Annotated in this window: 18 protein-coding genes and 1 pseudogene; 14 read left to right on the top strand and 5 right to left on the bottom strand. The window is 43.7% G+C overall.

The annotated features are described in order from the left end of the window. The 3 genes and pseudogenes from GVN16_RS25485 to GVN16_RS25475 form a co-directional block, all read left to right on the top strand. Window positions 1-418: pseudogene (locus GVN16_RS25485) on the top strand (AMP nucleosidase); the annotation flags it as partial. Window positions 419-737: 319 nt separating this feature from the next. Then, window positions 738-1,004, top strand: a complete 267-nt coding sequence (locus tag GVN16_RS25480) for a PqqD family protein (RefSeq protein ID WP_166566805.1) — start codon at window positions 738-740, stop codon at window positions 1,002-1,004. Next, window positions 979-1,404 carry a lasso peptide biosynthesis B2 protein gene (locus tag GVN16_RS25475; RefSeq protein WP_166566804.1) on the top strand — a complete coding sequence of 142 codons (426 nt, stop codon included), beginning with the start codon at window positions 979-981 and terminating at the stop codon, window positions 1,402-1,404. The genes GVN16_RS25480 and GVN16_RS25475 overlap by 26 nt, the downstream gene beginning before the upstream one ends. 46 nt (window positions 1,405-1,450) lie before the next feature. On the opposite strand, the gene GVN16_RS25470 is transcribed toward GVN16_RS25475, so the two are convergent. The 4 genes from GVN16_RS25470 to GVN16_RS25455 form a co-directional block, all read right to left on the bottom strand. Further along, the gene (locus tag GVN16_RS25470; RefSeq protein ID WP_166566803.1) at window positions 1,451-2,794 is read right to left on the bottom strand and encodes a tetratricopeptide repeat protein; all 1,344 of its coding nucleotides are present in this window, start codon (window positions 2,792-2,794) and stop codon (window positions 1,451-1,453) included. 167 nt (window positions 2,795-2,961) lie between these two features. Next, window positions 2,962-3,840 carry a 1,4-dihydroxy-2-naphthoate polyprenyltransferase gene (locus GVN16_RS25465; RefSeq protein WP_166566802.1) on the bottom strand — a complete coding sequence of 293 codons (879 nt, stop codon included), beginning with the start codon at window positions 3,838-3,840 and terminating at the stop codon, window positions 2,962-2,964. A gap of 86 nt (window positions 3,841-3,926) precedes the next feature. Then, window positions 3,927-4,532: a glutathione peroxidase gene (locus tag GVN16_RS25460; protein ID WP_229244368.1), complete on the bottom strand. Its 606-nt coding sequence runs from the start codon at window positions 4,530-4,532 to the stop codon at window positions 3,927-3,929. A gap of 89 nt (window positions 4,533-4,621) precedes the next feature. Beyond that, window positions 4,622-5,707: an acyl-CoA desaturase gene (locus GVN16_RS25455; RefSeq protein ID WP_166566801.1), complete on the bottom strand. Its 1,086-nt coding sequence runs from the start codon at window positions 5,705-5,707 to the stop codon at window positions 4,622-4,624. Window positions 5,708-6,086: 379 nt separating this feature from the next. Between GVN16_RS25455 and GVN16_RS25450 the strand changes: the two genes are divergently transcribed. From GVN16_RS25450 to GVN16_RS25405, 10 genes are all read left to right on the top strand, one after another. Beyond that, on the top strand, window positions 6,087-8,279 hold the full coding sequence (locus GVN16_RS25450) for a S9 family peptidase (RefSeq protein WP_166566800.1): 2,193 nt from the start codon (window positions 6,087-6,089) through the stop codon (window positions 8,277-8,279). A gap of 161 nt (window positions 8,280-8,440) precedes the next feature. Then, entirely contained in the window at window positions 8,441-9,283 is an 843-nt protein-coding gene (locus GVN16_RS25445) for a hypothetical protein (RefSeq protein WP_166566799.1), read from the top strand. Then, a complete protein-coding gene (locus GVN16_RS25440) occupies window positions 9,258-11,294 on the top strand; it encodes a helix-hairpin-helix domain-containing protein (RefSeq protein ID WP_166566798.1) in 2,037 nt (678 codons plus the stop codon). The genes GVN16_RS25445 and GVN16_RS25440 overlap by 26 nt, the downstream gene beginning before the upstream one ends. A gap of 40 nt (window positions 11,295-11,334) precedes the next feature. Then, complete coding sequence (locus GVN16_RS25435) at window positions 11,335-11,670, top strand: HigA family addiction module antitoxin (RefSeq protein WP_166566797.1); 336 nt, start codon at window positions 11,335-11,337, stop codon at window positions 11,668-11,670. A 136-nt stretch (window positions 11,671-11,806) separates the two neighbouring features. Next, window positions 11,807-15,061 carry a glycoside hydrolase family 3 N-terminal domain-containing protein gene (locus tag GVN16_RS25430; protein WP_166566796.1) on the top strand — a complete coding sequence of 1,085 codons (3,255 nt, stop codon included), beginning with the start codon at window positions 11,807-11,809 and terminating at the stop codon, window positions 15,059-15,061. Between the two features lie 76 nt (window positions 15,062-15,137). Continuing rightward, the gene (locus tag GVN16_RS25425; RefSeq protein ID WP_166566795.1) at window positions 15,138-15,425 is read left to right on the top strand and encodes a hypothetical protein; all 288 of its coding nucleotides are present in this window, start codon (window positions 15,138-15,140) and stop codon (window positions 15,423-15,425) included. A gap of 13 nt (window positions 15,426-15,438) precedes the next feature. Further along, a complete protein-coding gene (locus GVN16_RS25420) occupies window positions 15,439-15,903 on the top strand; it encodes an Lrp/AsnC family transcriptional regulator (RefSeq protein WP_166566794.1) in 465 nt (154 codons plus the stop codon). A 4-nt stretch (window positions 15,904-15,907) separates the two neighbouring features. Beyond that, entirely contained in the window at window positions 15,908-16,069 is a 162-nt protein-coding gene (locus GVN16_RS25415; RefSeq protein WP_166566793.1) for a DUF5522 domain-containing protein, read from the top strand. Window positions 16,070-16,167: 98 nt separating this feature from the next. Continuing rightward, the gene (gene rpmB / locus GVN16_RS25410; protein WP_166566792.1) at window positions 16,168-16,407 is read left to right on the top strand and encodes a 50S ribosomal protein L28; all 240 of its coding nucleotides are present in this window, start codon (window positions 16,168-16,170) and stop codon (window positions 16,405-16,407) included. 73 nt (window positions 16,408-16,480) lie between these two features. Next, window positions 16,481-17,296, top strand: a complete 816-nt coding sequence (locus tag GVN16_RS25405; protein WP_166566791.1) for a purine-nucleoside phosphorylase — start codon at window positions 16,481-16,483, stop codon at window positions 17,294-17,296. Here the strand turns inward: GVN16_RS25405 and GVN16_RS25400 are convergent. Next, the gene (locus GVN16_RS25400) at window positions 17,293-20,085 is read right to left on the bottom strand and encodes a DNA gyrase/topoisomerase IV subunit A (RefSeq protein ID WP_166566790.1); all 2,793 of its coding nucleotides are present in this window, start codon (window positions 20,083-20,085) and stop codon (window positions 17,293-17,295) included. The two genes, GVN16_RS25405 and GVN16_RS25400, sit on opposite strands and share 4 nt — an antisense overlap. 494 nt (window positions 20,086-20,579) lie before the next feature. Between GVN16_RS25400 and pfkA the strand changes: the two genes are divergently transcribed. Then, entirely contained in the window at window positions 20,580-21,554 is a 975-nt protein-coding gene (gene pfkA, locus GVN16_RS25395; protein ID WP_166566789.1) for a 6-phosphofructokinase, read from the top strand. Window positions 21,555-21,560: the final 6 nt, after the last annotated feature.

Genomic DNA, 21,560 nt, shown 5'->3' with positions numbered 1-21,560 from the left:
CCCCGAAATACCCGCCCTGCCGTCGTTCAGGCTTCAGAGGGCCGTTTCTGAGATGATCATCAAACATAAAATGGATTACTGGACCGGCACCGTCTATACCACCAACAGAAGGGTGTGGGAACATGACGAAACATTCAAGAACTATCTGAAAGAAATCAGGGCCCTGGGGGTAGACATGGAAACAGCCACCATATTTATCGTTGGGTTTATCAATTCAATACCACACGGAGCCCTGCTGCTTGTTTCTGACAACCCGATGCAGCCTGAAGGGGTTAAGACCGAGGAGAGTGACAGGAAGATCACGACAAATTTTGTCGAAAAACACCTTCAGATCGGTATAGAGTCATTAAACGAGCTGGCCAACTCAGGAGAATCGGTGAAACACCTTCGTTTTGAAGACCACAAACCTACCGCCTGATAATACAGCAGTGCCGGAGTAAGTCTCCGGGCAGAAATTGTAAGCCATTCATGCCTTTTGTCTACAGGCTATGAATAGCTTTACAATGTCCTGAGGCTTGTTTTTATGGAGTGAAAATCCCCTTTAGACGCAAAAAAATCAAAAAGTCACACAAAAAATACCTTTATTTTTTCTGGTAAAAATCTCCTGATTTATGCTGTTTCAGCTGAAATGTTTTTATCTATATTTGCGGAAAAATAAGGTAATTAACCATTCCGGCTGAAGCAAAATTGCTCATTTAATGGGTGTTAGGCCTATGCCGGATTAAGAAAACTAACGCATGTCACAGTACCGGCTTTCTCAAAACCATGTCTCTTCCAACCTCGAAGGGGAGAGTGTTATCCTCGACCACCAGGCAGGAACCTATTTCGGATTAAACAGCACGGGCACCGTCATCTGGGAATTGCTACAGAAGGCCCCTGCAGATTTTGAAACCCTGAAAAATGAAATCCTTTCAAAATATGCTATAGATGAACAAACCTGTTCAGCAGACCTGAAAAATATACTGACTGAGCTGATCAATGAAAAGCTTATTGAAGAGGTTTAAGAAATTCATAAAGCTGTCGCCCGCAGGGCAATGGCAAGTTCTCCGGGCATTTATGGTGACCGGTTTAATCAGTCTTGCACTCAGGCTCATGTCGTTTCAAAAGTTCAGGAACCTCTATGCCCGGGTGATCCATGTGGAAAAAGAGAAGGAATTTACCGGAGACAAGACTTTTCGGCTGGTTAAAAGCATCAGGCAGGTAAGTCCTGTCTTTTCTGCTTTATGTCTTCCGCAGGCTTTGACATTGAAATATTTTATGCGTCATGACAAATCAGCCGAACTGATCATCGGGGTGAAGACAGACGGCGGTTTTGAAGCCCATGCCTGGGTAGAAAAAGCCGGAAATATCCTGATCGGAGATCTGCCGGAGAAAGATTTCAAAGCCATATGGAAATGGAATTAAACAAAAAAAGCCATCCGGAGATGGCTTTTTGTATATCGTGCTGTTTTCAGTTACAGTATTCGCGAATGACGGTGTAGGCATTTGAATAGCCCAGTTCACCGGATTTGCTCAGGTCAAAACACCCGCCATTACCATCACCAAGTGCAATTTTGATCAACCCGCGAACATAATAAGCTTCTGCATACTTGTTATTGATCTTGATGGCGTTGCTCAGGTCAATGATCGCATCTCTTTGCAGTCCTTCAGAAGATCTTACAATACCTCTTGCAAAATGAGCCTCAGCATAGGTAGGGTTGAGGTCGATACACTTGTTAAGGTCAGCAATGGCATCCCTGGCACTGCCTGATTTGAAATTGGCCATGGCCCTGGCATAGTAAGCTTCAGAGCGTTCTTCTGAAAACTCGCTCACCTTGATTTTTTCCTGTACAGCTCCGCGAAGAGCATCCAGGGTATTCTTCGGCATAGACCCCAGGTAGGCTATTTTGCCACCATCAGCATTCAGATTATTCTGAGTGATGGCTTTGGTAAGGTCGTTTATGGCTGCTTTCTGGTTGTTTATTTTGCTGGTGACGAATCCGCGGCCATAATAAGCCTTGGCACTGGCCGGGTCCAGCTGAAGGGCTTTGTCGAAGTCTATTTTAGCTCCGTTAAACTCTTCCAGCTTAGCCTTGGCAAAGCCCCTGTAATAATATGATTCAGAATCCTGTGAATCCAGTTTAAGGGCTTCATCATAGTCAAGGATGGCATTGGTGAAATCTTCCACTTTAATTCTGCTCAAGCCCCTCCCTGCAAAGGTCTGGGCTCTTTTAGGGTTCAGTTCGATAGATTTGGTGTAATCCGTGATACTGCCTCTGTAGTCTTCAATTTTTGCTTTACAAAGCCCTCTCGAGAAAAACGCCTGGTATTTTTCAGAATCAGCCGGGTTGAGTTCGATCACCCTCGTAAAATCCTGGATGGCCCTGTTATAGTCGTTCAGCTTAGCCCTGGTAATCCCTCTCTGAAGAAACACATACGCATCGTCAGGGTTGATTTCGATGGCCCTGTTATAATCCTGCAAAGCTGCCTTGTAGTCTTCCTGCAAGCTCTTGGAAATACCCCTGTAAAGGAAAGACGATCCGTCTCTCGGACTCAGGTCAATGGTCTTGTCAAAATCAAGTATAGCACCGCGATGGTCTTTAAGAGCCTGTTTGGCCAGCCCTCTGTTAAAATAACTCTGAGGGTTATCAGGGTTCATGGTGATGGCCTGACTGAAGGAAGTTAAAGCTCCGATATAATCACCGGATTTGCTACGGGTAACGCCCAGGTCAAAATAATCAGCGGCGGTTTGTTGGGCATATATCTGTGGGGCTATGAAAACTAGGAACGAGAGAAGCGTAAAGGTTTTTTTCATAAAAATGGGTCTTTGAACTTTTTTTGATCATTCAAAAATAAACTATATGTTTCATTTTGAATAGATTTTTTTATTTTTTTAAAAGAATTCTATCTAATGGTATACCGATCTGACATGAAATCAGGAAATGATTGATTTTTAAGCAGGATTTTAGTTTTTAAGACCATTTATAAGATCCCTGACAAGCCGAAAAGGACAGCGAAAAGTAAAGTGGAAAGAGCCAGCTGCTTCAGCATAGGGTCAGGGTTTTCAAGCCTGGTAACCTTGACGCCGTTGAATACAAATAAAGGGAAAGTCAGCACATACCAGTAAGCATGGTCACCCGACACAACGTTATATGCCACTGCCGAAAACATGCCGCCAATGAGCAAAAGCCAGTGATAGGCGATCGCATTTTTCTTCCCGATTCTGCTCGGTACAGTTTTTTTGCCGGCTTTCGTATCCGACTCAATGTCCCTGATGTTGTTGACATTCAAAACGCCCGTTGCAAATAGTCCGCAGCTGAGTGCCGGCAGGATATTGACAGGATTGAAGGTCTTTGTAAAAAGGTAGTTGCTCCCTAAAACACCTACAAGTCCAAAAAAGATCAGTACGGAAACATCTCCCAAACCGGCATAGCCGTAAGGTTTCTTACCCGCAGTATAGGTGTAGGCTGCTACGATACAAAGAAGCCCGAGACCCAGGAAACCAAAGAACTCCTGTGAAGAAGCATTCCGGAAAGAAAAATAAAGCAATGAAATACCTGAAATGAGGGCTAGGGCACCGAACAGGAGAATGGCATTGAACATTTGCCCGGGAGTGATCAATCCGGCCTGAACGGCCCTGTCGGGGCCTTTCCTGTCGGCAGAGTCTGCCCCGTTCTGAGTGTCGCCATAGTCATTGGCAAAATTTGAAAGTACCTGCAAGAGAATGGTGGTGAGGCAGCAGAGACCAAATATCAGCCAGTCGGCTTTCCCGGCTTTCCATGACAGAAAACTACCTAAAAAAATACTGGACAAAGCCAGGGGCAGGGTACGGGGACGGGCGGCAGATAACCAGGGAGACATTCGGTATTGTTTTGATTCTGGGGCAAAAATAAAGAGTGAAATCTGATTTAGACTCCACTCTTCATAAAAATGTCTGATGTTTATTTTCAGATGCCTACAGCTGCTTTGAAATCTGCATCTTCAGGCTTGATTTTCGAAGCAAAGAAATGAGTCAGTTCACCTTTTTCATTTATCACATATTTGCAGAAATTCCAGGTAGGAGCTTTGTCGTTCCATCCGTTAAGGTCTTTGGTGCTCAGCCATTTGTATAAAGGGGCCTGGGCATCACCGGTTACGTCCACTTTATCGAACATCTGGAATGTAACGCCATAGTTTTTCTGACAGAAAGTAGCAATTTCTTCGTTAGTACCCGGTTCCTGGCTTCCGAAGTTGTTGGCCGGAAATCCTAAAACCACAATTTTATCACCGTATTTCTCATGGAATTTTTGCCAGTCGGCATACTGAGGGGTGTAACCACATTTGGAAGCCACGTTAAGGATAATTACTTTTTTGCCTTTGTATTTAGACAAATCAATCAGTTTACCATCCAGTGAATTCATTTTGAAATCATATAATGAACCCTTTGCTGCTACAGAAGCCGGCTTGATGTTAACTTCACTTTTGTCTGAAAATAATCCTTTGAGAATCTGGAAGTTCATAAATAATACGACGATTAAGAGGACTGACGCGATTGAAATGATTTTCTTTAACATAACTCTGAATATTTAATGTTTGTTTTAAGGCTAGTTTGAATATTAAACATAACAAAGAAAAATATTTTTTTGTTTAATAAATCCGAAAATTAATAAGATTCATTTCTGCCCAGGTTTTTCAGCATTCTGACATGCGAGACCAGGGCGTTGTTGAAGTTTCCTTTCGAGTTGTATTCCAGTCCGAATTCCCTGGCTGTTTCAGCTACAATCGGCGACAAATCTTTATAATAAACATGAGAAATGGTCGGAAACAGGTGATGTTCAATCTGGTAGTCAAGACCACCTACCATCCATGAGAACCAGCTGCCTGATCCTGAAAAATTGGAAGTGGTTTGTAACTGGTGAACAGCCCATGCGTTTTCGATAGTTCCCTGATCATCAGGAAGCGGCTGATGAGCCCCTTCAACCACGTGAGCCAGCTGGAAAATAGTACTCAGGATCAGACCGGCAGTACAGTGCATCAGCATAAAGCCTAAAAACCATTGTCCGAATGTAATATCCATTACAAAATACGGGATCACAAAGATAAATACGATATAAATAGTTTTCGTGATCAGCAATTTGAAGATTTCCTTTTTCGGGAACGGCTTCACGACGCCTGTTTTAGACATTTCGTTAAAGAGCCTGATTTCCTTAAAATCCTTCCACAGGAAAGAAAGGGTCATGAGACTATAAAGGAAAAAGGCATAAATGTGCTGAAAACGGTGAATCGCTTTTTTCTTGTCCTGGAAAGAAAGTCTCAGAAGGAATTTTCCGGTGATGTCTTCATCAACTTCATGAATGTTGGTATAAGTATGGTGCAGCTTATTGTGTTGTATCTCCCAGTTGTATACATTGCCCCCAAGAGCGTATAAGCTGCCTCCGAATATTTTATTGAAAAGATTGTTGTCAGAAAACGACCCGTGGATAGCGTCATGCATGACGGACATTCCCACACCGGCGACACCGAAACCCATCACAATGACGAGGATCAGGTTGACAGCAGGAGACAGACCTGCGGTGAGAATCGTTACATAGGGAATAAAATACAATGAAAGCATGAAAATGGCTTTGATCATGATTTTGTTTCCCCCGCATTTGGAAAGATTGTTTTCTTCGAAATAGTCTTCAACTTTAGATCTTAATGTAGAGAAAAATGCGGCCTGCTGTTTGTTTTGAAATTTTACCTTTTGCATAAATAAGAGAACTGATTATTTTATTTGGGTTTAGGGTTATATTGTTTTGAATTAAACGAGTTTATGTCCTTTTTTGTACAAAAATCCCCATTTATTTCTTGAAATCCTATTTTATGAATATTTTATGGAAATAGTCCAAATATTCTTCAAGGAATAATCCAAAATGCAAAATAAAATCCCGAAAACCACATAAATTGTGATACGGCAAAGATCATCAGGAAGGGAGGCTTTCCATGGAAAAATCATATTATCTTTCTATTAATTTACTGTGTCTTCTGCTTTAACCGGCATTTAGAATCTGAAAATATGGGGTTGATCTACTGAAACTCTGAAATTTCAATTTCATGGTGTAAATTGCAGGCAACTAAACTTTATTAAAATGCTAAAAACCTTTTACTTATTTCTCTTTGTTTCTTTGAGTGGTCTGGTGGCAACAGCTCAGCCCGGCAGAGGATCGAAGTGGACTGCCGACGGCAAAGGAATGTATTCCGTCGAGAGCAATTCCATAGTCAGAACCGACATTAAGTCTCAAACCAAGGAAACCTTCATTTCCGGTGAATCATTAAAGCCTTCCGGTGCTGATAAAGCATTGGTTATTAAAGATTTTTCCCTTTCTGCGGATGGAAATGCAGTCCTGATATTTACCAACACCAGGCAGGTGTGGAGATATGAAACCCGCGGCGATTACTGGATTCTTGACCTGAAAACCAAAGCCCTGAAACAGTTGGGTAAAAACCTTCCGGCATCGTCGTTGATGTTCGCCAAAATTTCACCGAACGGACTCAAAGCAGCTTATGTCAGTAAGAACAATGTCTATGTGGAAGACCTTAAGACAGGTGCCGTAAAAGTGCTGACCAGCACCAACGGGACCAAAAAACTGATCAACGGAACGTTTGACTGGGCTTATGAAGAAGAATTTGGCTGCAGAGACGGTTTCAGATGGAGTCCGGACAGCAAGAGCATTGCTTACTGGCAGATTGATGCCAATACGATCCGTGACTTTTACATGATCAATAATACAGACTCTATTTATTCATTTACAATTCCTGTGGAATATCCTAAAGTAGGCGAGTCGCCGTCTTCCTGCAAAGTGGGTGTGGTGGATATTGCTACTGCTAAAACCGTGTGGATGAAAGTGCCGGGGGATAACAGGCAACATTATATCCCGAGAATGGAATGGGCTGAAAATGCGAATGAACTGATATTGCAGCAACTGAACAGAAAACAAAACAGCAGTAAATTATTCTACGCCAACGCCAAAACTGGTGCCGCTACTGTTTTCTACGAAGAAACCGATAAAGCCTGGGTTGATATACGTTCAAGCTGGAACGGCGACAATCCGGCAGGTTGGGAGTGGCTTGAAGGCGGGAAATCCTTTTTGTGGATCAGTGAAAAAGATGGCTGGAGACATATCTATAAAGTATCAAGGGATGGAAAAAGCGAGGTATTGCTGACCAAAGGAGACTATGACGTCATCAGCCCGGACGGTGTCGATGAAGAGAGCGGGTATGTCTATTTTTCTGCTTCTCCGGCCAACGCTACCCAGAGGTACCTTTTCAGGGTGAAACTGGATGGTAAAGGAGAGCTTGAAAGAATGACCCCGGCTGCCCAGGAAGGCTCTCATAATTATACGCTCTCGCCTGATGCGAAATTTGCCAATCACACCTTCTCAAATTATTACACCAGCCCGATGAGAGAGTGGATCACACTTCCTGATCACAAGGCTATTAAAGAGCCGGAAAGTATTGCGAAGAAATTTGATCCTTCGAAGAAAGCCCAGTCGAATGTCGAGTTCTTCCAGGTAGTAACTGAAGACGGTGTAACCATGGACGGCTGGATGGCCAAACCTGCTAATTTTGATCCGAATAAGAAGTACCCGGTTTTATTTTCTGTCTATGCAGAGCCGGCGGGTCAGCAGGTGACTGACCGCTGGGGCATAGGTAAGAACGCTTTGTATGATGGTGATATGGCTAATGACGGGTACATTTACATGGCCATAGAAGGCCGTGGAGCACCCGCCCCGAAGGGAAGGGAATGGAGAAAGTCGATTTACAGGAAGATCGGGATCATCAACATCAGGGACCAGGCGATGGGATGTAAAAAAGTACTGGAGAAATACCCTTTTATTGATGCGTCACGCGTGGCTGTGCACGGATGGAGTGGTGGCGGTTCTACCACGCTCAATTTATTGTTTCAATATCCGGAGGTATATCAGACAGGTATATCGGTAGCAGCTGTGGCCAATCAGCTGAGTTATGACAACATCTACCAGGAAAGATACATGGGTATTCCGCAGGAAAACCTTGAGGATTTTGTGCAGGGTTCACCGATTACCCATGCTAAAAACCTGAAAGGGAATTTACTTTATATTCACGGTACCGGCGATGATAACGTGCATTATCAGAATGCCGAAATGCTCGTGAATGAATTGATCAAACACAATAAGCAGTTCCAGTTTATGGCTTATCCTAACCGCTCGCACGGTATCCGTGAGGGAGAAGGTACCCGAAAGCACCTGAACGGGTTGTTTACCAAATTCCTGAGGGATAATTGTCCTCCGGGTGGAAAATAAGACTTCGCTATTCTGATGATAAAAACAGCGTTCGGGCATTGACCGGTACGCTGTTTTTATTTAGAGGTGTGTTAAATCTGCCGTTTAATAAATACGTGCATACGTGTATTTGCTTTTTAAAATTCCTTTATTATTTTTGAGCAAAATTCACGTATACAACATTGAAACATCTGACACACTTTTGCCTGATTCTGCTTTGCAGTACCCGCCTTCTGGCTTCCGGAGAACCTTTCCCGATCGGGGCCCGGTCATGGGCAATGGCCAACACCCTGGTGGCGGTTTCGCATCCTCAGTCTTTTTTTAATAATCCTGCCGGTTTAGGGTTTATGAAAGGGAGTTATCTCAGCACGAGTTATTTTTCGAGATTTGAGATCAGCGGGCTCGGATATTACGGAGCCGCAGGGAGTTTTGAGTTCAGCGAATTCAACTTCGGGGTAGGGGCAGAAAAGTTTGGCGATAAGCTTTACCATGAAAGTAAGCTGGGGCTGGCTATCGCCAAGAACACCGGTAGGGTATCTTTGGGCTTAAAGTTTAATTATCTCAACTCGGGCGTGGCCCAGATTTCTTCCAGGAGCAGTTTTCTGGCCGAATTCGGCGTCATGGCTAAAGTACATCCCAAGGTCAGCATGGGTTTTCATGCTTACAATATTACTTCGGCTAAATTGTATGAATCACAGAAGATTCCTGTGTTATTAAGCCTAGGATTTGCTTTCCTGGTTTCTGAAAAAGTGTTTGTAGCCACACAGTCAGACTATTATGTGGGCTTAAAGCCCACATTCAGAGCAGGGCTTCAATATGAATTTTACAGGAATTTCTTTGCTGCTGCAGGTGTCAATCCTCAGATGAAAGCCTTTCATTTTGGTTTGGGCTGGCAATACCGGAAATTCAGCTTTGATTATGCCGCTTCCACCGACACGTATTTTGGTATGTCTAACCAGTTCACACTTTCTATGACCCTTAAATCCCCGCAAAAAGAGAATGAAAAGAATCTTTACACACAATAGACATGGCCTGATTTTTCTTTTTCTTGTTCTTCTCGCTATTGTTTCAAAGGCCCAGCAGGTCAGGAGACCGGAAATAAACCCTGACGAGTTTATTCAGCGACTGGTGCCTGCACAGCAGGAAGACGTGAACTATGAAGAGTTTTATGAGGCCCTTTTCCAGTTTTACCAGGAGCCCCTCGATCTGAACAATGCCACAGCAGATGAATTGAGGAGCCTGTTTCTGCTTTCCGAATTGCAGATCAACAACCTCATCAGGCACCGGGAGTCCACGGGCGATTTTCTGACTTTATATGAGCTACAGACAGTTGCAGGCTTTGACCTGGGCGTGATCAGGAGCATTTTGCCGTTTGTTGAGGTCAGAGATCATATCCGGAAAGAAGATTTTAAAGGTATCTGGAGAAATGCTGTGGAGAATTACCTGCTGATCAGGGCTGACCGGACCCTTGAATCTGCCAAAGGTTTTACGGATGAGAAATATGCAGGTTCCAGGACCCGGATTTATACCAGGTACCGCTTAAGCAAACCGAAGGATTACAGTCTTGGGTTTATTTCAGAAAAAGACCAGGGAGAGAAGAGTTTGCTGGATTATTACAGTTTTCATTTACAGGTCCAGAATAAAGGAATTCTGAAAAATCTGGTGCTGGGGGATTACCTGGTCCAGTTTGGGCAGGGCCTGGTCTTTTCAGCAGGATTTGCTGCCGGAAAAGGCGGTGAGCCGGTTTATACCACCCGGCGGAGCAACCTGGGCATCCGGCCTTATAATTCGCTGGTCGAAAACGGCAGCTTCAGAGGAGCCGCTGCTACTCTCAAAAGTGGAAAGACAGAATGGACGCTGATGTTTTCAAACCGGAAGAAAGATGCGAGTATAACCGAATTTGAAGATGACGGAGCCGCCGCCGTTTTCAGTTCTATGCTGATGTCGGGTTTACACAGAACTGAGACCGAAATTGCAAACAAGAACATTATTCATGAGCAGAATTACGGAGCAAATATGGTGTACAGGAGTCAGCGGACCCAGATAGGGCTCAGTCTTATTTACACCCACCTGGGCTCTGAATATGTCAAAAGGGATTTGCCCTATAACCGGTTTGAGTTTGCCGGAACGGCCAACCTGGTGGCCGGGTCAAACATTTCTTATTCCTGGCAGAATTTTAACTTTTTCGGTGAAATAGCCCGGTCCTCATCCGGCGGGATCGGTGCCACAGGCGGTTTTGTGGCTTCATTGCACCCGAAACTGGAATGGGCATTCAACCTGAGGTCTTATGATAAGGACTTTCATTCTTTTTACGGAGCGGCTTTCGGAGAGAACAGCCGTAACATTAATGAGAAGGGAATTTATAACGGCTTAAAATACACCCCGAAGAAGGGACTGGTACTGAGTGCTTTTTATGATAATTTCAGATTTCCATGGCTAAAATACCTGGTAGATGCTCCTTCGTCAGGGCATGATTATTTATTCAGAATCGGCTATCAGCCCAATAAAAAAGTGAATACTTATGCCCAGTATCATTTTGAGCAGAAACAGAAAAATCTGCCGGATAACCAGACCCATTCGGATGTTCCGGTCAATATTTACAGAGAAACCTGGATGTGCACCTATGAAAATGTCGTGAAGCGGACGCTGAAATTTCAGAGCAGGATACAATACAATACTTCCAGGTATGAAAATACTACGAAGTCTGGCGGTCTGGCTTTTATCCAGGATATAGAGAGTACTTTCCGGAGGATACAGCTTCGTTCCAGAATTGCATTTTTTAAGACGGATAGTTATGATTCAAGGGTATATGCCTATGAAAATGATGTGTTATACTCCGTTTCTTTTCCGGCTTACTACGGCAAAGGTATAAGGCTGTATCTGATCGGGAAGGTGGCCGTCAGCCGCCGGATTGATTTCTGGCTGAGGGTATCCCAAACCCGTGTTTCCGACCGTGAAAGCATCGGTTCAGGAACTGACGCCCTGAATAAACCTCAGAAGACTGATGTCAAAGTTCAGTTGAGGTATAAATTATAAAGAACATTAGAAATTATTTATCATTTAAATTAAACAGATTATGGCATTATTTGATACTGCCCATCCCGGAGAACTTATCCGGGAGACTATTGAGGGAATAAGAGAAGAAACCGGAGAGAAACTGACCATCGCAGAAGTGGCAGAAGGTTTGGGAACAACCCGGAAAATTTTGTCGGCAATCATCAATGGGAAACAAAGTCATACCCCTGAAATGGCCGTCAGACTTGAAAAAGCGTTTGCCAATACCACGGCAGAATTCTGGTTGAAAGTACAGGAAAACTATGATTTAGCTAAGGCTCGTAAGAAAGTAAATACCGACAAAATCCGTTCTTTCTGGGTTCCGTTGAGTCAGGGTCCCCAACCTGGTTTGCAGTAATTCCTATTGATATAAACTTGTTGCTAAAATGTTCATTGGCTTTGCCGATGGAGAGCTTTTTTGCAATAAATGCCCGCCTGCTTGTATTTTATCCCGATCATTTTACTAATTTCAAAGCTTCATTAAAAATCTTAAGATGAAAAAATCTGTATATCTTTTTTGTTTGTTCCTATTATGGGCTTCCGGCCAGGTATTTGCCCAGACCAAGCCCGAGTTTTTAACTAAAAATAACCGCAACTGGGTTGAGAATACCTTGAATTCGATGACCCTCGAGGAAAAAATCGGCCAGTTGCTGATGCCACGGGGAAATACCTCCGGTAAGGGATATGATCCCGAGAAATTATTAAAATGGGTAGAAGAATATAAAGTAGGAGGGATTGTGTTTTTTGCAGGACAACCTACCATACAATCTAAAATCATTAATAAACTGCAGGCAAAATCAAAGGTGCCGCTCCTGATCGGGATGGACCTGGAGTGGGGGCTGGCCATGAGACTGGACAGTACAGTCAGGTTTCCATACCAGATGAGCCTCGGGGCTATGCAGGGCAATGATGACCTGATCCGCCAGATGGGTGAAGAGATCGGTAAACAATGTAAGCGGATGGGTGTGCATGTGAATTATGCCCCGGTGGTAGACGTGAACAACAATCCCAATAACCCGGTAATCAACTTCAGGTCTTTCGGAGAAGATAAAACGCAGGTGGCTGCCAAAGCCCTGGCTTATATGAAAGGTATGCAAAGCCAGCGGATTCTGACTTCTGCCAAGCATTTTCCAGGTCACGGAGATACCGGAGTAGATTCACACTATGATCTGCCGGTCATCAGTCACAATAAAGAACATTTGAAAGGAACAGAGCTTTTTCCGTTTCAGGCACTGATTGATAACGGGATTTCGGGTATTATGACAGCTCATTTGAGCATTCCTGAGCTGGATTCCACTAAAAATCTGGCTTCTACACTTTCGCCCAAAATCGTTACGGATCTGCTGAGAAAAGAAATGAATTTTGAAGGACTGGTTTTTACGGATGCTATGGATATGCAGGGTGCGGTGAAGTATTTTCCGAACGGACAGGCCCTGGTAAAAGCCATCCTGGCCGGAAACGATATCCTGGAGACTTTCGAAGATGTGCCGCAGGCGGTGGCAGCGATCAAAGAAGCTGTCAATACCGGGCAACTGACCGTTGAGATATTGAATGAAAGAGTAAGGAAAATATTGATGGCTAAATCGTGGGTGGGTCTGGATAACTATTTCCCGGTCAAAATAGAAGGGCTGGTGGAAGATCTGAATACCATTCAGTCGGATTATCTCAACCGTGTTTTTGCTGAAAAAACATTGACTGTAATTAAGAATTCCGGGGAGGCTGTTCCTGTAAAAGACCTGACGCAAACCATTGCCGTGGTATCTGTTGATGCGGCAGCAACTACCCCTTTTCAGAACATGTCAGCCAATTATACGAAAGTCGATTTGCTGAGCATCCCTGTCAATGCCAACGACTCATTGCGGAACAAAGTCGTTGAAGCTGCCGGTAAGTCGGATCTTATCATCGTCGGATTACACCTGGCTAATATCCGTCCCGGAGCTAAATACGGCATTACGGACGCCAACCAAAAAGCACTGAAGGCTTTGACCGAAACAGGGAAAGCCATTGTCGTTATTTTCGGTAATCCTTATACTCTATCCAAACTCGAAGGGCTGGACAATGCCAAAGCGGTGATCCTGGCCAATCAACTTACCAATTATTCTGAAGAGGCTGCAGCCCAGGGTGTTTTCGGTGCCATCCCGATGGAAGGGCGTTTGCCGGTGACTGTCTCTGAAAAGTATCCGATCAACCTCGGGAGCGACACCAAATCAATCGGAAGGCTGGCTTACGGGATACCGGAAATGGTGGGTCTGGACAGTAAGGTGCTGAACGCCAGGATTGACTCGGTGATTAACCTCGGTATCAGGGAAAAAGCTTATCCTGGAGCGGTGATGGAAGTGGCCAAAGACGGCAGGGTGATTTACAGCAAAACATTCGGATTCCATACCTATGAGCAGGCTGATGCTGCAGGGGCTGTGGTTTCAGGTGATAAGAAATTTGAAACCGGTACCAAAGCCGATGTGATGGATGGCGGAAAGCAGGTTAGGACCAATTATGATGAAGGATTCAATAAAATCGTAAATACCGGTGCTTTTGCGACGGGTAAAGTGAAAGCAACCGATTTGTATGATTTTGCTTCGGTGACAAAGGTCAGCACCTCGCTTCTGGCGGTGATGCAGCTGATGAGTGAAAACAAATTCAGCCTGGATCAGACCTACGGCAATTATTATCCGCCGTTCAGAAACACCAATAAAGAAAAGCTGACCTTCAGGAATATGCTGACGCACCGTTCAGGTCTCAAAGCCTGGATACCTTTCTGGATGGATTGTATTGATACAGTGGCTACGCTTAAAAAAGCGATTCTCCTGAAACCTGAGCTGGAAAATGCTTTCATAAAGACGTATCGTAAAAAGACGGTTATTCACAAGATCTTTAATATGACCCCGAAATACAAGCTGGATTACCTGGCCTCTATTAAGAAGGATGATAAACTCTGGCTGAAGTGCCTCTCAACCCAGACCATCACCTGGAAACCCGGTATTTTTGCTTCTGCTCCTTCTGATAAGTACACCGTTCAGGTGGCGGATACCCTGTGGCTTGACAAGAACTATAAAGAGGTGATTTTCGGGCAGATAGCCAGTTCGGCCGTCAAACCTGAACAGGGGTATGTGTACAGCGATTTACATTATTATGCTTACCCGGATTTTGTGCCGCTGATTACCGGAACAGACTGGGAAACATATCTGAAAAAGACTTACCAGGCCATCGGGGCTCATACGCTCACTTATAACCCGAGAAGGTTCTATGGCCTGTCGGAAATAGTACCGACAGAGAAAGATACCTTGTTCAGGAAGACGCTCATTCACGGCAGGGTGCATGATGAAGGAGCCGGTTTGTTGAACGGCATTTCAGGCCACGCCGGATTGTTCGGAACAGCCAATGATCTGACCAAGCTGATGCAGATGTACCTGCAGAAAGGAAGTTTCGGAGGGCAGCAGTTTATCAAACCATCTGTGGTGGATGAATGCACTTCTTATCAGTTTGCCAAAGAAGGGAATCGCAGGGCGATTGCTTTTGATAAACTGGACTTTAATAAAAAGATCAGCAATGGTCCTCAGATGGCATCTCCTGAAAGCTACGGGCACTCGGGCTATACCGGAACATTTACCTGGATTGATCCTGCATATAACCTGGTGTACGTGTTTCTTTCCAACCGCGTTTACCCGACGCGTGATAATGTGAAGATCAGTACGCTCAATATTCGTACAGAAGTTGGAAATGAGATTTATAAGACGATAAAAGGGGAATAAGTTGGAGTAAGGAGAACGGAAAAAGGAGAATAATGTAGTTTGGTAATTTTATTATTTATCCCTAAATAAACAAATCATGATAAAAGAAATTCTTAAGTCTTTAGTTGCAGATGAGGGGTTGGGTCGTTATCGCTTCTCACATTTGATAAGAGGATTTGATTTAAGATATAAAATAGAGTCAAGACCATGGTACAAAACATTACCTTTCGAGACAATAGATGCTGCATATAAAGCTTATTTAAAGGGGGATATTATTGACAGAAAATGGTATAATAAATTTTGTAAGAAAGAATCTGATTCTCGACCATGTAATTTAGGTGTTCTTAAAGCTTTACTTGGGAGGCTTGATAAAAAAAATAATTAAAGATTATTTGCACATGGAAGACCTGGACGAACTGGACAAGAAAATTCTCGATGCCCTGCAGAAGAATGCGAGGGTAACCACCAAAGAGCTTTCTTTTGATCTGAAGCTGTCTCAGACGCCTATTTATGAAAGGATCAAGCGGCTGGAGCGTGACGGGTACATAGACAAATATGTCGCCCTGCTAAGCAAAAACAAGCTGGGCAAAAGCATGGTGTCGTTCTGCAGTGTTCAATTGAAAGAACATGCCAAGCCTTTTCTGCAGAAGTTTGAGAAAGAGGTGATGTCACTGTCTGAAGTGATTGAGTGTTATTATATAGCCGGCAATTTTGATTATTTGCTGAAGGTGGTGATTAAGGACATGGGAGAGTACCAGAATTTCCTGGTCAACAAGCTGGCTTCGCTCGATAATATTGTGAACGCACAGTCCATGTTTGTGATGACAGAGATCAAATGGTCGACAGAATTGCCTGTGGAATAAGCAGATGAAGAAAAAAAATAAAGAACCTGAAGAAATAAAAGAAGAACTTTTTTACTTCAACGAAGAGGGTTTGATGGTGTTTACGAGGGATTTTCACCTCAAAAGAGGGTATTGTTGTAAAAATGGTTGTTTACATTGCCCGTATGGTTATCAAAAAACTAAATAGAGTTTTGATAATTAATATTTATTTCGGATATTTGCAGCCCGATATAGGTGAATCGTTTCGTGAAAACGAATTTTGAAAAATATTAACAGTAAGCAATCATGTCAAAGGTTTGTCAAATAACAGGTAAAAGAACGAGAACAGGTAACAATGTTTCTCACGCTAACAATAAGACCAAGCGTAAATTTTATCCAAACATCAAGACCAAGAAATTCTTCCTTGAGTCTGAAGGTGTATGGGTTGAGCTTAAGGTTGCAACCAGTGCTATCAGAACGATCAATAAAAAAGGCCTTGAAGCTACTCTTGTTCAGGCAGCTCGTAAAGGTACTTTAGCTCTATAATAAGACTTTTTTTATTTTTAAGGATTGAATTAATGGTTATCTTTAACCGGAAAATTCAATCCTTTCTTTGTTTATGCTTCATCAGATAGAATCAGCTGTTTCTTTTCTTCAATCACGCATCGGAGACTTCAAACCACGTTTCGGGATCATTCTCGGCACAGGCCTGGGCAAGCTCGTCAGCGAAATCGAGGTTTTATATGAAATATCGTATGAAGACATTCCTCACTTTGTCAGATCGACCATAGAATCTCATTCCGGTAAGCTTATTTTCGGTTACCTTTCAGGCAAACCCGTCATGTGTATGCAGGGCAGGTTTCACTATTACGAGGGTTACAGCATGACCGAAGTCACTTTCCCGGTCAGGGTGATGAAAAGCCTGGGAGTAGAAAGGCTTTTTATTTCCAATGCTTCCGGCGGGATGAATCCTGCGTTCAGGGAAAGCGACCTGATGATTATCAATGACCATATTTCCTTGTTCCTGCCTGCCAATCCGCTGACAGGTGAAAACATCATGGGAGACCGTTTTCCGGATATGAGTGAGCCTTATGATCAGACAATGGTAAAAAGAGCCCTGGAAATAGCCTTGGAAAATAACCTGGGCGGAGTGCACCAAGGTGTGTATGTCAGTGTCAGCGGGCCGAACCTTGAAACAAAGGCAGAATACCGTTTGTTAAGAATGGTGGGAGCCGACGCGGTAGGCATGAGCACTGTTCCGGAAGTAATAGTGGCCCGTCAGATGGGTATGCCGGTTTTTGGTATATCTGTCATTACCGACATGTGTATTCCTGAAACTCTGCAGGTAGCAGAAATAAGCAGGATACTGGCCGCAGCCTATAAAGCTGAGCCTGGTATGACGCTCATCATCAAAGAATTGATCAGGGGGCTTTAAAATAAGCCCAGTTGGCCATCTTCATCCGGCCCTTTAGGTTTTTTTACCTTAGGTTTCGGAGTATTTTCTTCCTGGGGTTCCTCAGGTTTCGTCTCAATTTCACCTAAGTCAATCAACAGTTGCTCTTCCTGAGTTTCTTCTTCTGTCACTTCAGGCTCGTCATCGTCGGCAACCTCAATCTCTTCTGTTACTTCTTCCATAAATTCGGCTGCGTTGTCAACAACCTCTTCTCCTTCTCCTCCTTCTACGGCATCTGTGATCACAGTATCGTCGTCTTCATCCTCTTCTTCCGCTTCCTCAGGTTTTTCTGACGGCAGGACTTTGATTTCCACAATTTTTTCAAAAGTAAGCTTATTGCCCAGGGCCTTCCAGCCTTTTACTTCGATCATCTCATCTACTTTAAAGAGCTGCGAATCCACAGGCGATTTGCGGTCTTTTTTGAAATGTATCTGGATTCTCGGGTGGGCATCATATGAAACCATGAGTAACTCGGTCCTGTTGTGGTCGGTCAGGAACAGGAATTTCTTGTCCATGGTCGAGGTCTCAATCTTGAATCTTTTGATATGGTAGTTTCGCTGATCTCCATCATAATAGATGGCTGAGATCACCCCTTTTTCATTAAACTTGGCAATGATCTGAACCTGGCGGGGTTCGTAATGGTTGGTAAGCTCAAAATTGGTAAGCTCATATTCTCCGGTTTTATAGATCACCAGGATCTTGTCATCTGCTCCGAAATTGCCGAGGTAATCTCCGTGTTCGTCTTTGTTCAGGCGGCCCAGTACGGAAGTGTACCAGATGTTTACGCCGCCTAGGGTAGATTTTCCTGCCGTTTTGAAAGAGATTTTACGGACAGCATATTTGGTGACCAGGTTTCCCATCGCAGACCTGTTTTTGATCAGAAGGTCTGAGAAATCAAAGTCGAATTGTTTTTTCTTGGCTGTAGAGCTGGCTGTGAGGTTAATGGTCACCGTTTCAGCTTCTCCGTTTTCATTGGCTGTAAAGTACAATATTTTAGACCTCGGGGTGCCTTTGGTGATGTCGTATTCCTTGTCTCTCGTAACACCTGTTACCGCAAATCTTTTGGCGAAAGTCCTCCCGGTTTTGCCGTCGAGGTAAATGACGTTGTAGATTCTTCTTTCGTCGTTTTTCCGGAAAACAGAGCAATGGATGATGTTTTTACCTACGAAACCTTTTTCCTGGATTTTGCTGACGGTCACTTTACCGTCGGCCCTGAATACTATGATATCGTCAATGTCGGAGCACTCCATCACGAACTCGTCCTTCTTTAATCCATATCCCACAAATCCGCCTTCGCGGTCAACGTAAAGTTTCTGGTTGTTGGCAGCAACCACAGAGGCCTGCACTTCGCCGAACTGGACGATTTCGGTGCGTCTTTCTCTTCCTTTACCGTATTTCTTCAACAGGTCCTGGAAAAACTCAATGGTATAGCGTATAATATTGGCCAGGTTGTCTTCTACCTGTACGAGTTCTTCCTCCAGTTTTTTCATCAGTTCATCCGCTTTAAAAGCATCGAACTTTGAAATTCTTTTGATCCTGATTTCGGTCAGTCTCAGGATATCTTCACGGGTGATTTCCCTGTAAAAATCTGCTTTGTAAGGGTCAAGGCCCTTGTCAATGGTGTCAATAACCGCCTCGAAGGTTTCGCATTCTTCTATATCGCGGTAAATCCTGTTTTCAATAAAGATTTTTTCCAGTGAGCTGTAGAGCAATTTCTCCATCAGCTCCGACTTTCTGATTTCCAGCTCTCTTTTGAGCATGTGAACGGTCTGGTCGGCAGAAGTCTTCAGGATGTCGCTGACTCCGATAAAATGCGGTTTGTTATCAATGATGATAACGGCATTCGGTGAAACGGACAATTCGCAGCTCGTGAAAGCATAGAGGGCATCAATGGTAATGTCGGTTGAAGTGTTGGGAGCCAGGTGGATAAGGATTTCCACATCCTTGGCTGTATTGTCTTCTACCTTTTTAACTTTGATCTTCCCGCTGTCATTGGCTTTGATAATCGATTCGATCAGGGCCCCGGTGGTGGTGGAGAAAGGTATTTCAGAAATTTTCAGGGTCTTTTTGTCAACCTCGCTGATTTTCGCCCTGACTTTTACTTTTCCTCCGCGGTTTCCGTCGTTATAGTTGGTTACATCAATAGAGCCGCCGGTAAGAAAATCGGGATATAATATAAACTCTTCCTTTCTCAGGTATTTGATGGAAGCGTTACAGATTTCAATAAAATTATGGGGGAGGATCTTGGTGGATAAACCTACGGCAATACCTTCCACACCCATTTCCAGTACGAGCGGAAACTTGGCCGGTAAGGTAACCGGCTCTCTTTTACGGCCGTCATAGGACATCTGCCATTCGGTGATGTCTTCATTAAAAAGGACATCATTGGCAAACTTGGACAGCCTCGTCTCGATATACCTCGGAGCGGCAGCACTGTCTCCTGTCCTGATATCTCCCCAGTTTCCCTGGATGTCTAGCAGGAGTTCCTTCTGCCCTATGGTGACGATTGCATCGCCGATAGAGGCATCCCCGTGCGGGTGGTACTGCATGGTGGCCCCAATGACATTGGCGACTTTGTTAAACCTGCCGTCATCCATTTCTTTCAGGGCGTGAAGAAGTCTTCTCTGTACGGGTTTCAGTCCATCTTCAGAGGCAGGTACGGCTCTTTCAAGAATTACATAAGAAGCATATTCAAGAAAGTACTTCTCAAACATGTCATCAATAATATCATTTTGTTGGGTAGGGTCGTAATTACTGTTCTCTTCGCTCATTCGGAGTGCTGTTTTTTCAGGTCTTTGCAAAGATAATAAAAATGGGCAAAAAGGGAAAGCTAAAAAAATGAGCAAAAAAAGCGTTGAAGAGGGCTGTAAAACAAAAATACACCCGTGAAAGGGTGTATTTGAAAGGTAAATTTTTAACTCTGTTTAGTAATTTATTTCACTTGCTACTAGAGCGTTCAATTTCTTTGATGTGAGAGTGTTAGCAACGTAAATCCGGGGAATTAATAATCAAAATTTGTGCCAGAACGGGTCTTTCGGATTTTTATAAATTAAGAGATTAATTTTTTGTTAAAAAGGGGTTCAGAAAGGGGGCGTTTTAGAGGGTAAATCTTTGGTTTGTCAAAAAATATGTATTGATTTCAGCCTTATTTGCAAAATGATCTTTAAAAAGTGCTGCAAACAATGAAATTTAGTTTGCCAAAAGTGATAAAACTCCTTACTTTTGCCAAGTCAAAAATTTGACAAAAAATGATTTTATTGAAAGGATGAAAAAAATAGCAATTTTTACATCAGGGGGTGATGCCCCTGGTATGAATGCATGTATCAGAGCGGTGGTCAGAGGAGCAATTTACTATGGCATTGAGGTGTATGGTATAAGAAGAGGATATAACGGAATGATTTCGGGAGATATTATCCCTATGAATTCTCAGTCAGTAAGCAATATTGTACAAAGAGGCGGAACCATTCTGAAGTCGGCCCGCAGCAAGGAATTCATGACCCCGGAAGGTCGTAAGAAAGCTTACGAAAACCTGATGCAGCATGGTATCGAAGGTTTGGTAGCTATCGGAGGTAACGGAACATTTACAGGAGCTGAAGTATTTTGTAATGAGTACCAGATCCCGACGATCGGTTGTCCGGGTACCATCGATAATGATTTATACGGAACGGATTATACCATTGGTTTTGATACGGCGGTGAATACCTCACTAGAGGCGATTGACAAAATCAGGGATACGGCTGACTCTCATGACCGGGTATTCTTTATTGAAGTAATGGGAAGAGACTCAGGATATATCGCTATTCAGTCGGGTATCGGCGGAGGAGCGGAGATCGTCATGGTTCCTGAAACCCACACGCCCTTGAAAAAGGTGATTTCTACCCTGAAAGACGGTTGGAGCAGGTCTAAATCTTCTTCGATCGTAGTGGTAGCTGAAGGTGATGAAGAAGGTCATGCAGCCGAGATCGCTGAAAAGATCAAAGATCAGGTAGGAGATAAGCTGGATATCAGGGTAACTACCCTGGGTCACATCCAGAGGGGTGGCGGACCAACTGCCTATGACAGGATACTGGCCAGCAGACTGGGTCTCGGTGCGGTTGAAGGTCTGATGAAAGGATATAAAAATATGATGGCGGGTATTGTCAACAACGAGCTGGTGTATACTCCGTTTATCGATACAATCAAAAAACAAAAGCCTATTCATGATGACTTGCTGAGAATGGTTCACATTCTGAGTATCTGATCAGGT

This window comes from Emticicia sp. CRIBPO, from assembly GCF_009905725.1.
Taxonomy (GTDB): Bacteria; Bacteroidota; Bacteroidia; order Cytophagales; family Spirosomataceae; genus Leadbetterella.
The sequence above is the reverse complement of the archived record's forward strand: the minus strand, read 5'-3'. Positions and strand labels throughout refer to the sequence as shown.

What these genes read in the sequence shown, in the direction of transcription:
- GVN16_RS25425 (WP_166566795.1), top strand. Translation starts at nt 15,138, where the DNA reads ATGATAAAAGAAATTCTTAAGTCTTTAGTTGCAGATGAGGGGTTGGGT.
- GVN16_RS25450 (WP_166566800.1), top strand. Translation starts at nt 6,087, where the DNA reads ATGCTAAAAACCTTTTACTTATTTCTCTTTGTTTCTTTGAGTGGTCTG.
- GVN16_RS25400 (WP_166566790.1), bottom strand. Translation starts at nt 20,085, where the DNA reads ATGAGCGAAGAGAACAGTAATTACGACCCTACCCAACAAAATGATATT.
- GVN16_RS25420 (WP_166566794.1), top strand. Translation starts at nt 15,439, where the DNA reads ATGGAAGACCTGGACGAACTGGACAAGAAAATTCTCGATGCCCTGCAG.
- pfkA (WP_166566789.1), top strand. Translation starts at nt 20,580, where the DNA reads ATGAAAAAAATAGCAATTTTTACATCAGGGGGTGATGCCCCTGGTATG.
- GVN16_RS25430 (WP_166566796.1), top strand. Translation starts at nt 11,807, where the DNA reads ATGAAAAAATCTGTATATCTTTTTTGTTTGTTCCTATTATGGGCTTCC.
- GVN16_RS25475 (WP_166566804.1), top strand. Translation starts at nt 979, where the DNA reads ATGAAAAGCTTATTGAAGAGGTTTAAGAAATTCATAAAGCTGTCGCCC.
- GVN16_RS25480 (WP_166566805.1), top strand. Translation starts at nt 738, where the DNA reads ATGTCACAGTACCGGCTTTCTCAAAACCATGTCTCTTCCAACCTCGAA.
- GVN16_RS25455 (WP_166566801.1), bottom strand. Translation starts at nt 5,707, where the DNA reads ATGCAAAAGGTAAAATTTCAAAACAAACAGCAGGCCGCATTTTTCTCT.
- GVN16_RS25405 (WP_166566791.1), top strand. Translation starts at nt 16,481, where the DNA reads ATGCTTCATCAGATAGAATCAGCTGTTTCTTTTCTTCAATCACGCATC.
- GVN16_RS25440 (WP_166566798.1), top strand. Translation starts at nt 9,258, where the DNA reads ATGAAAAGAATCTTTACACACAATAGACATGGCCTGATTTTTCTTTTT.
- GVN16_RS25465 (WP_166566802.1), bottom strand. Translation starts at nt 3,840, where the DNA reads ATGTCTCCCTGGTTATCTGCCGCCCGTCCCCGTACCCTGCCCCTGGCT.
- GVN16_RS25415 (WP_166566793.1), top strand. Translation starts at nt 15,908, where the DNA reads ATGAAGAAAAAAAATAAAGAACCTGAAGAAATAAAAGAAGAACTTTTT.
- GVN16_RS25470 (WP_166566803.1), bottom strand. Translation starts at nt 2,794, where the DNA reads ATGAAAAAAACCTTTACGCTTCTCTCGTTCCTAGTTTTCATAGCCCCA.
- GVN16_RS25460 (WP_229244368.1), bottom strand. Translation starts at nt 4,532, where the DNA reads ATGTTAAAGAAAATCATTTCAATCGCGTCAGTCCTCTTAATCGTCGTA.
- rpmB (WP_166566792.1), top strand. Translation starts at nt 16,168, where the DNA reads ATGTCAAAGGTTTGTCAAATAACAGGTAAAAGAACGAGAACAGGTAAC.
- GVN16_RS25435 (WP_166566797.1), top strand. Translation starts at nt 11,335, where the DNA reads ATGGCATTATTTGATACTGCCCATCCCGGAGAACTTATCCGGGAGACT.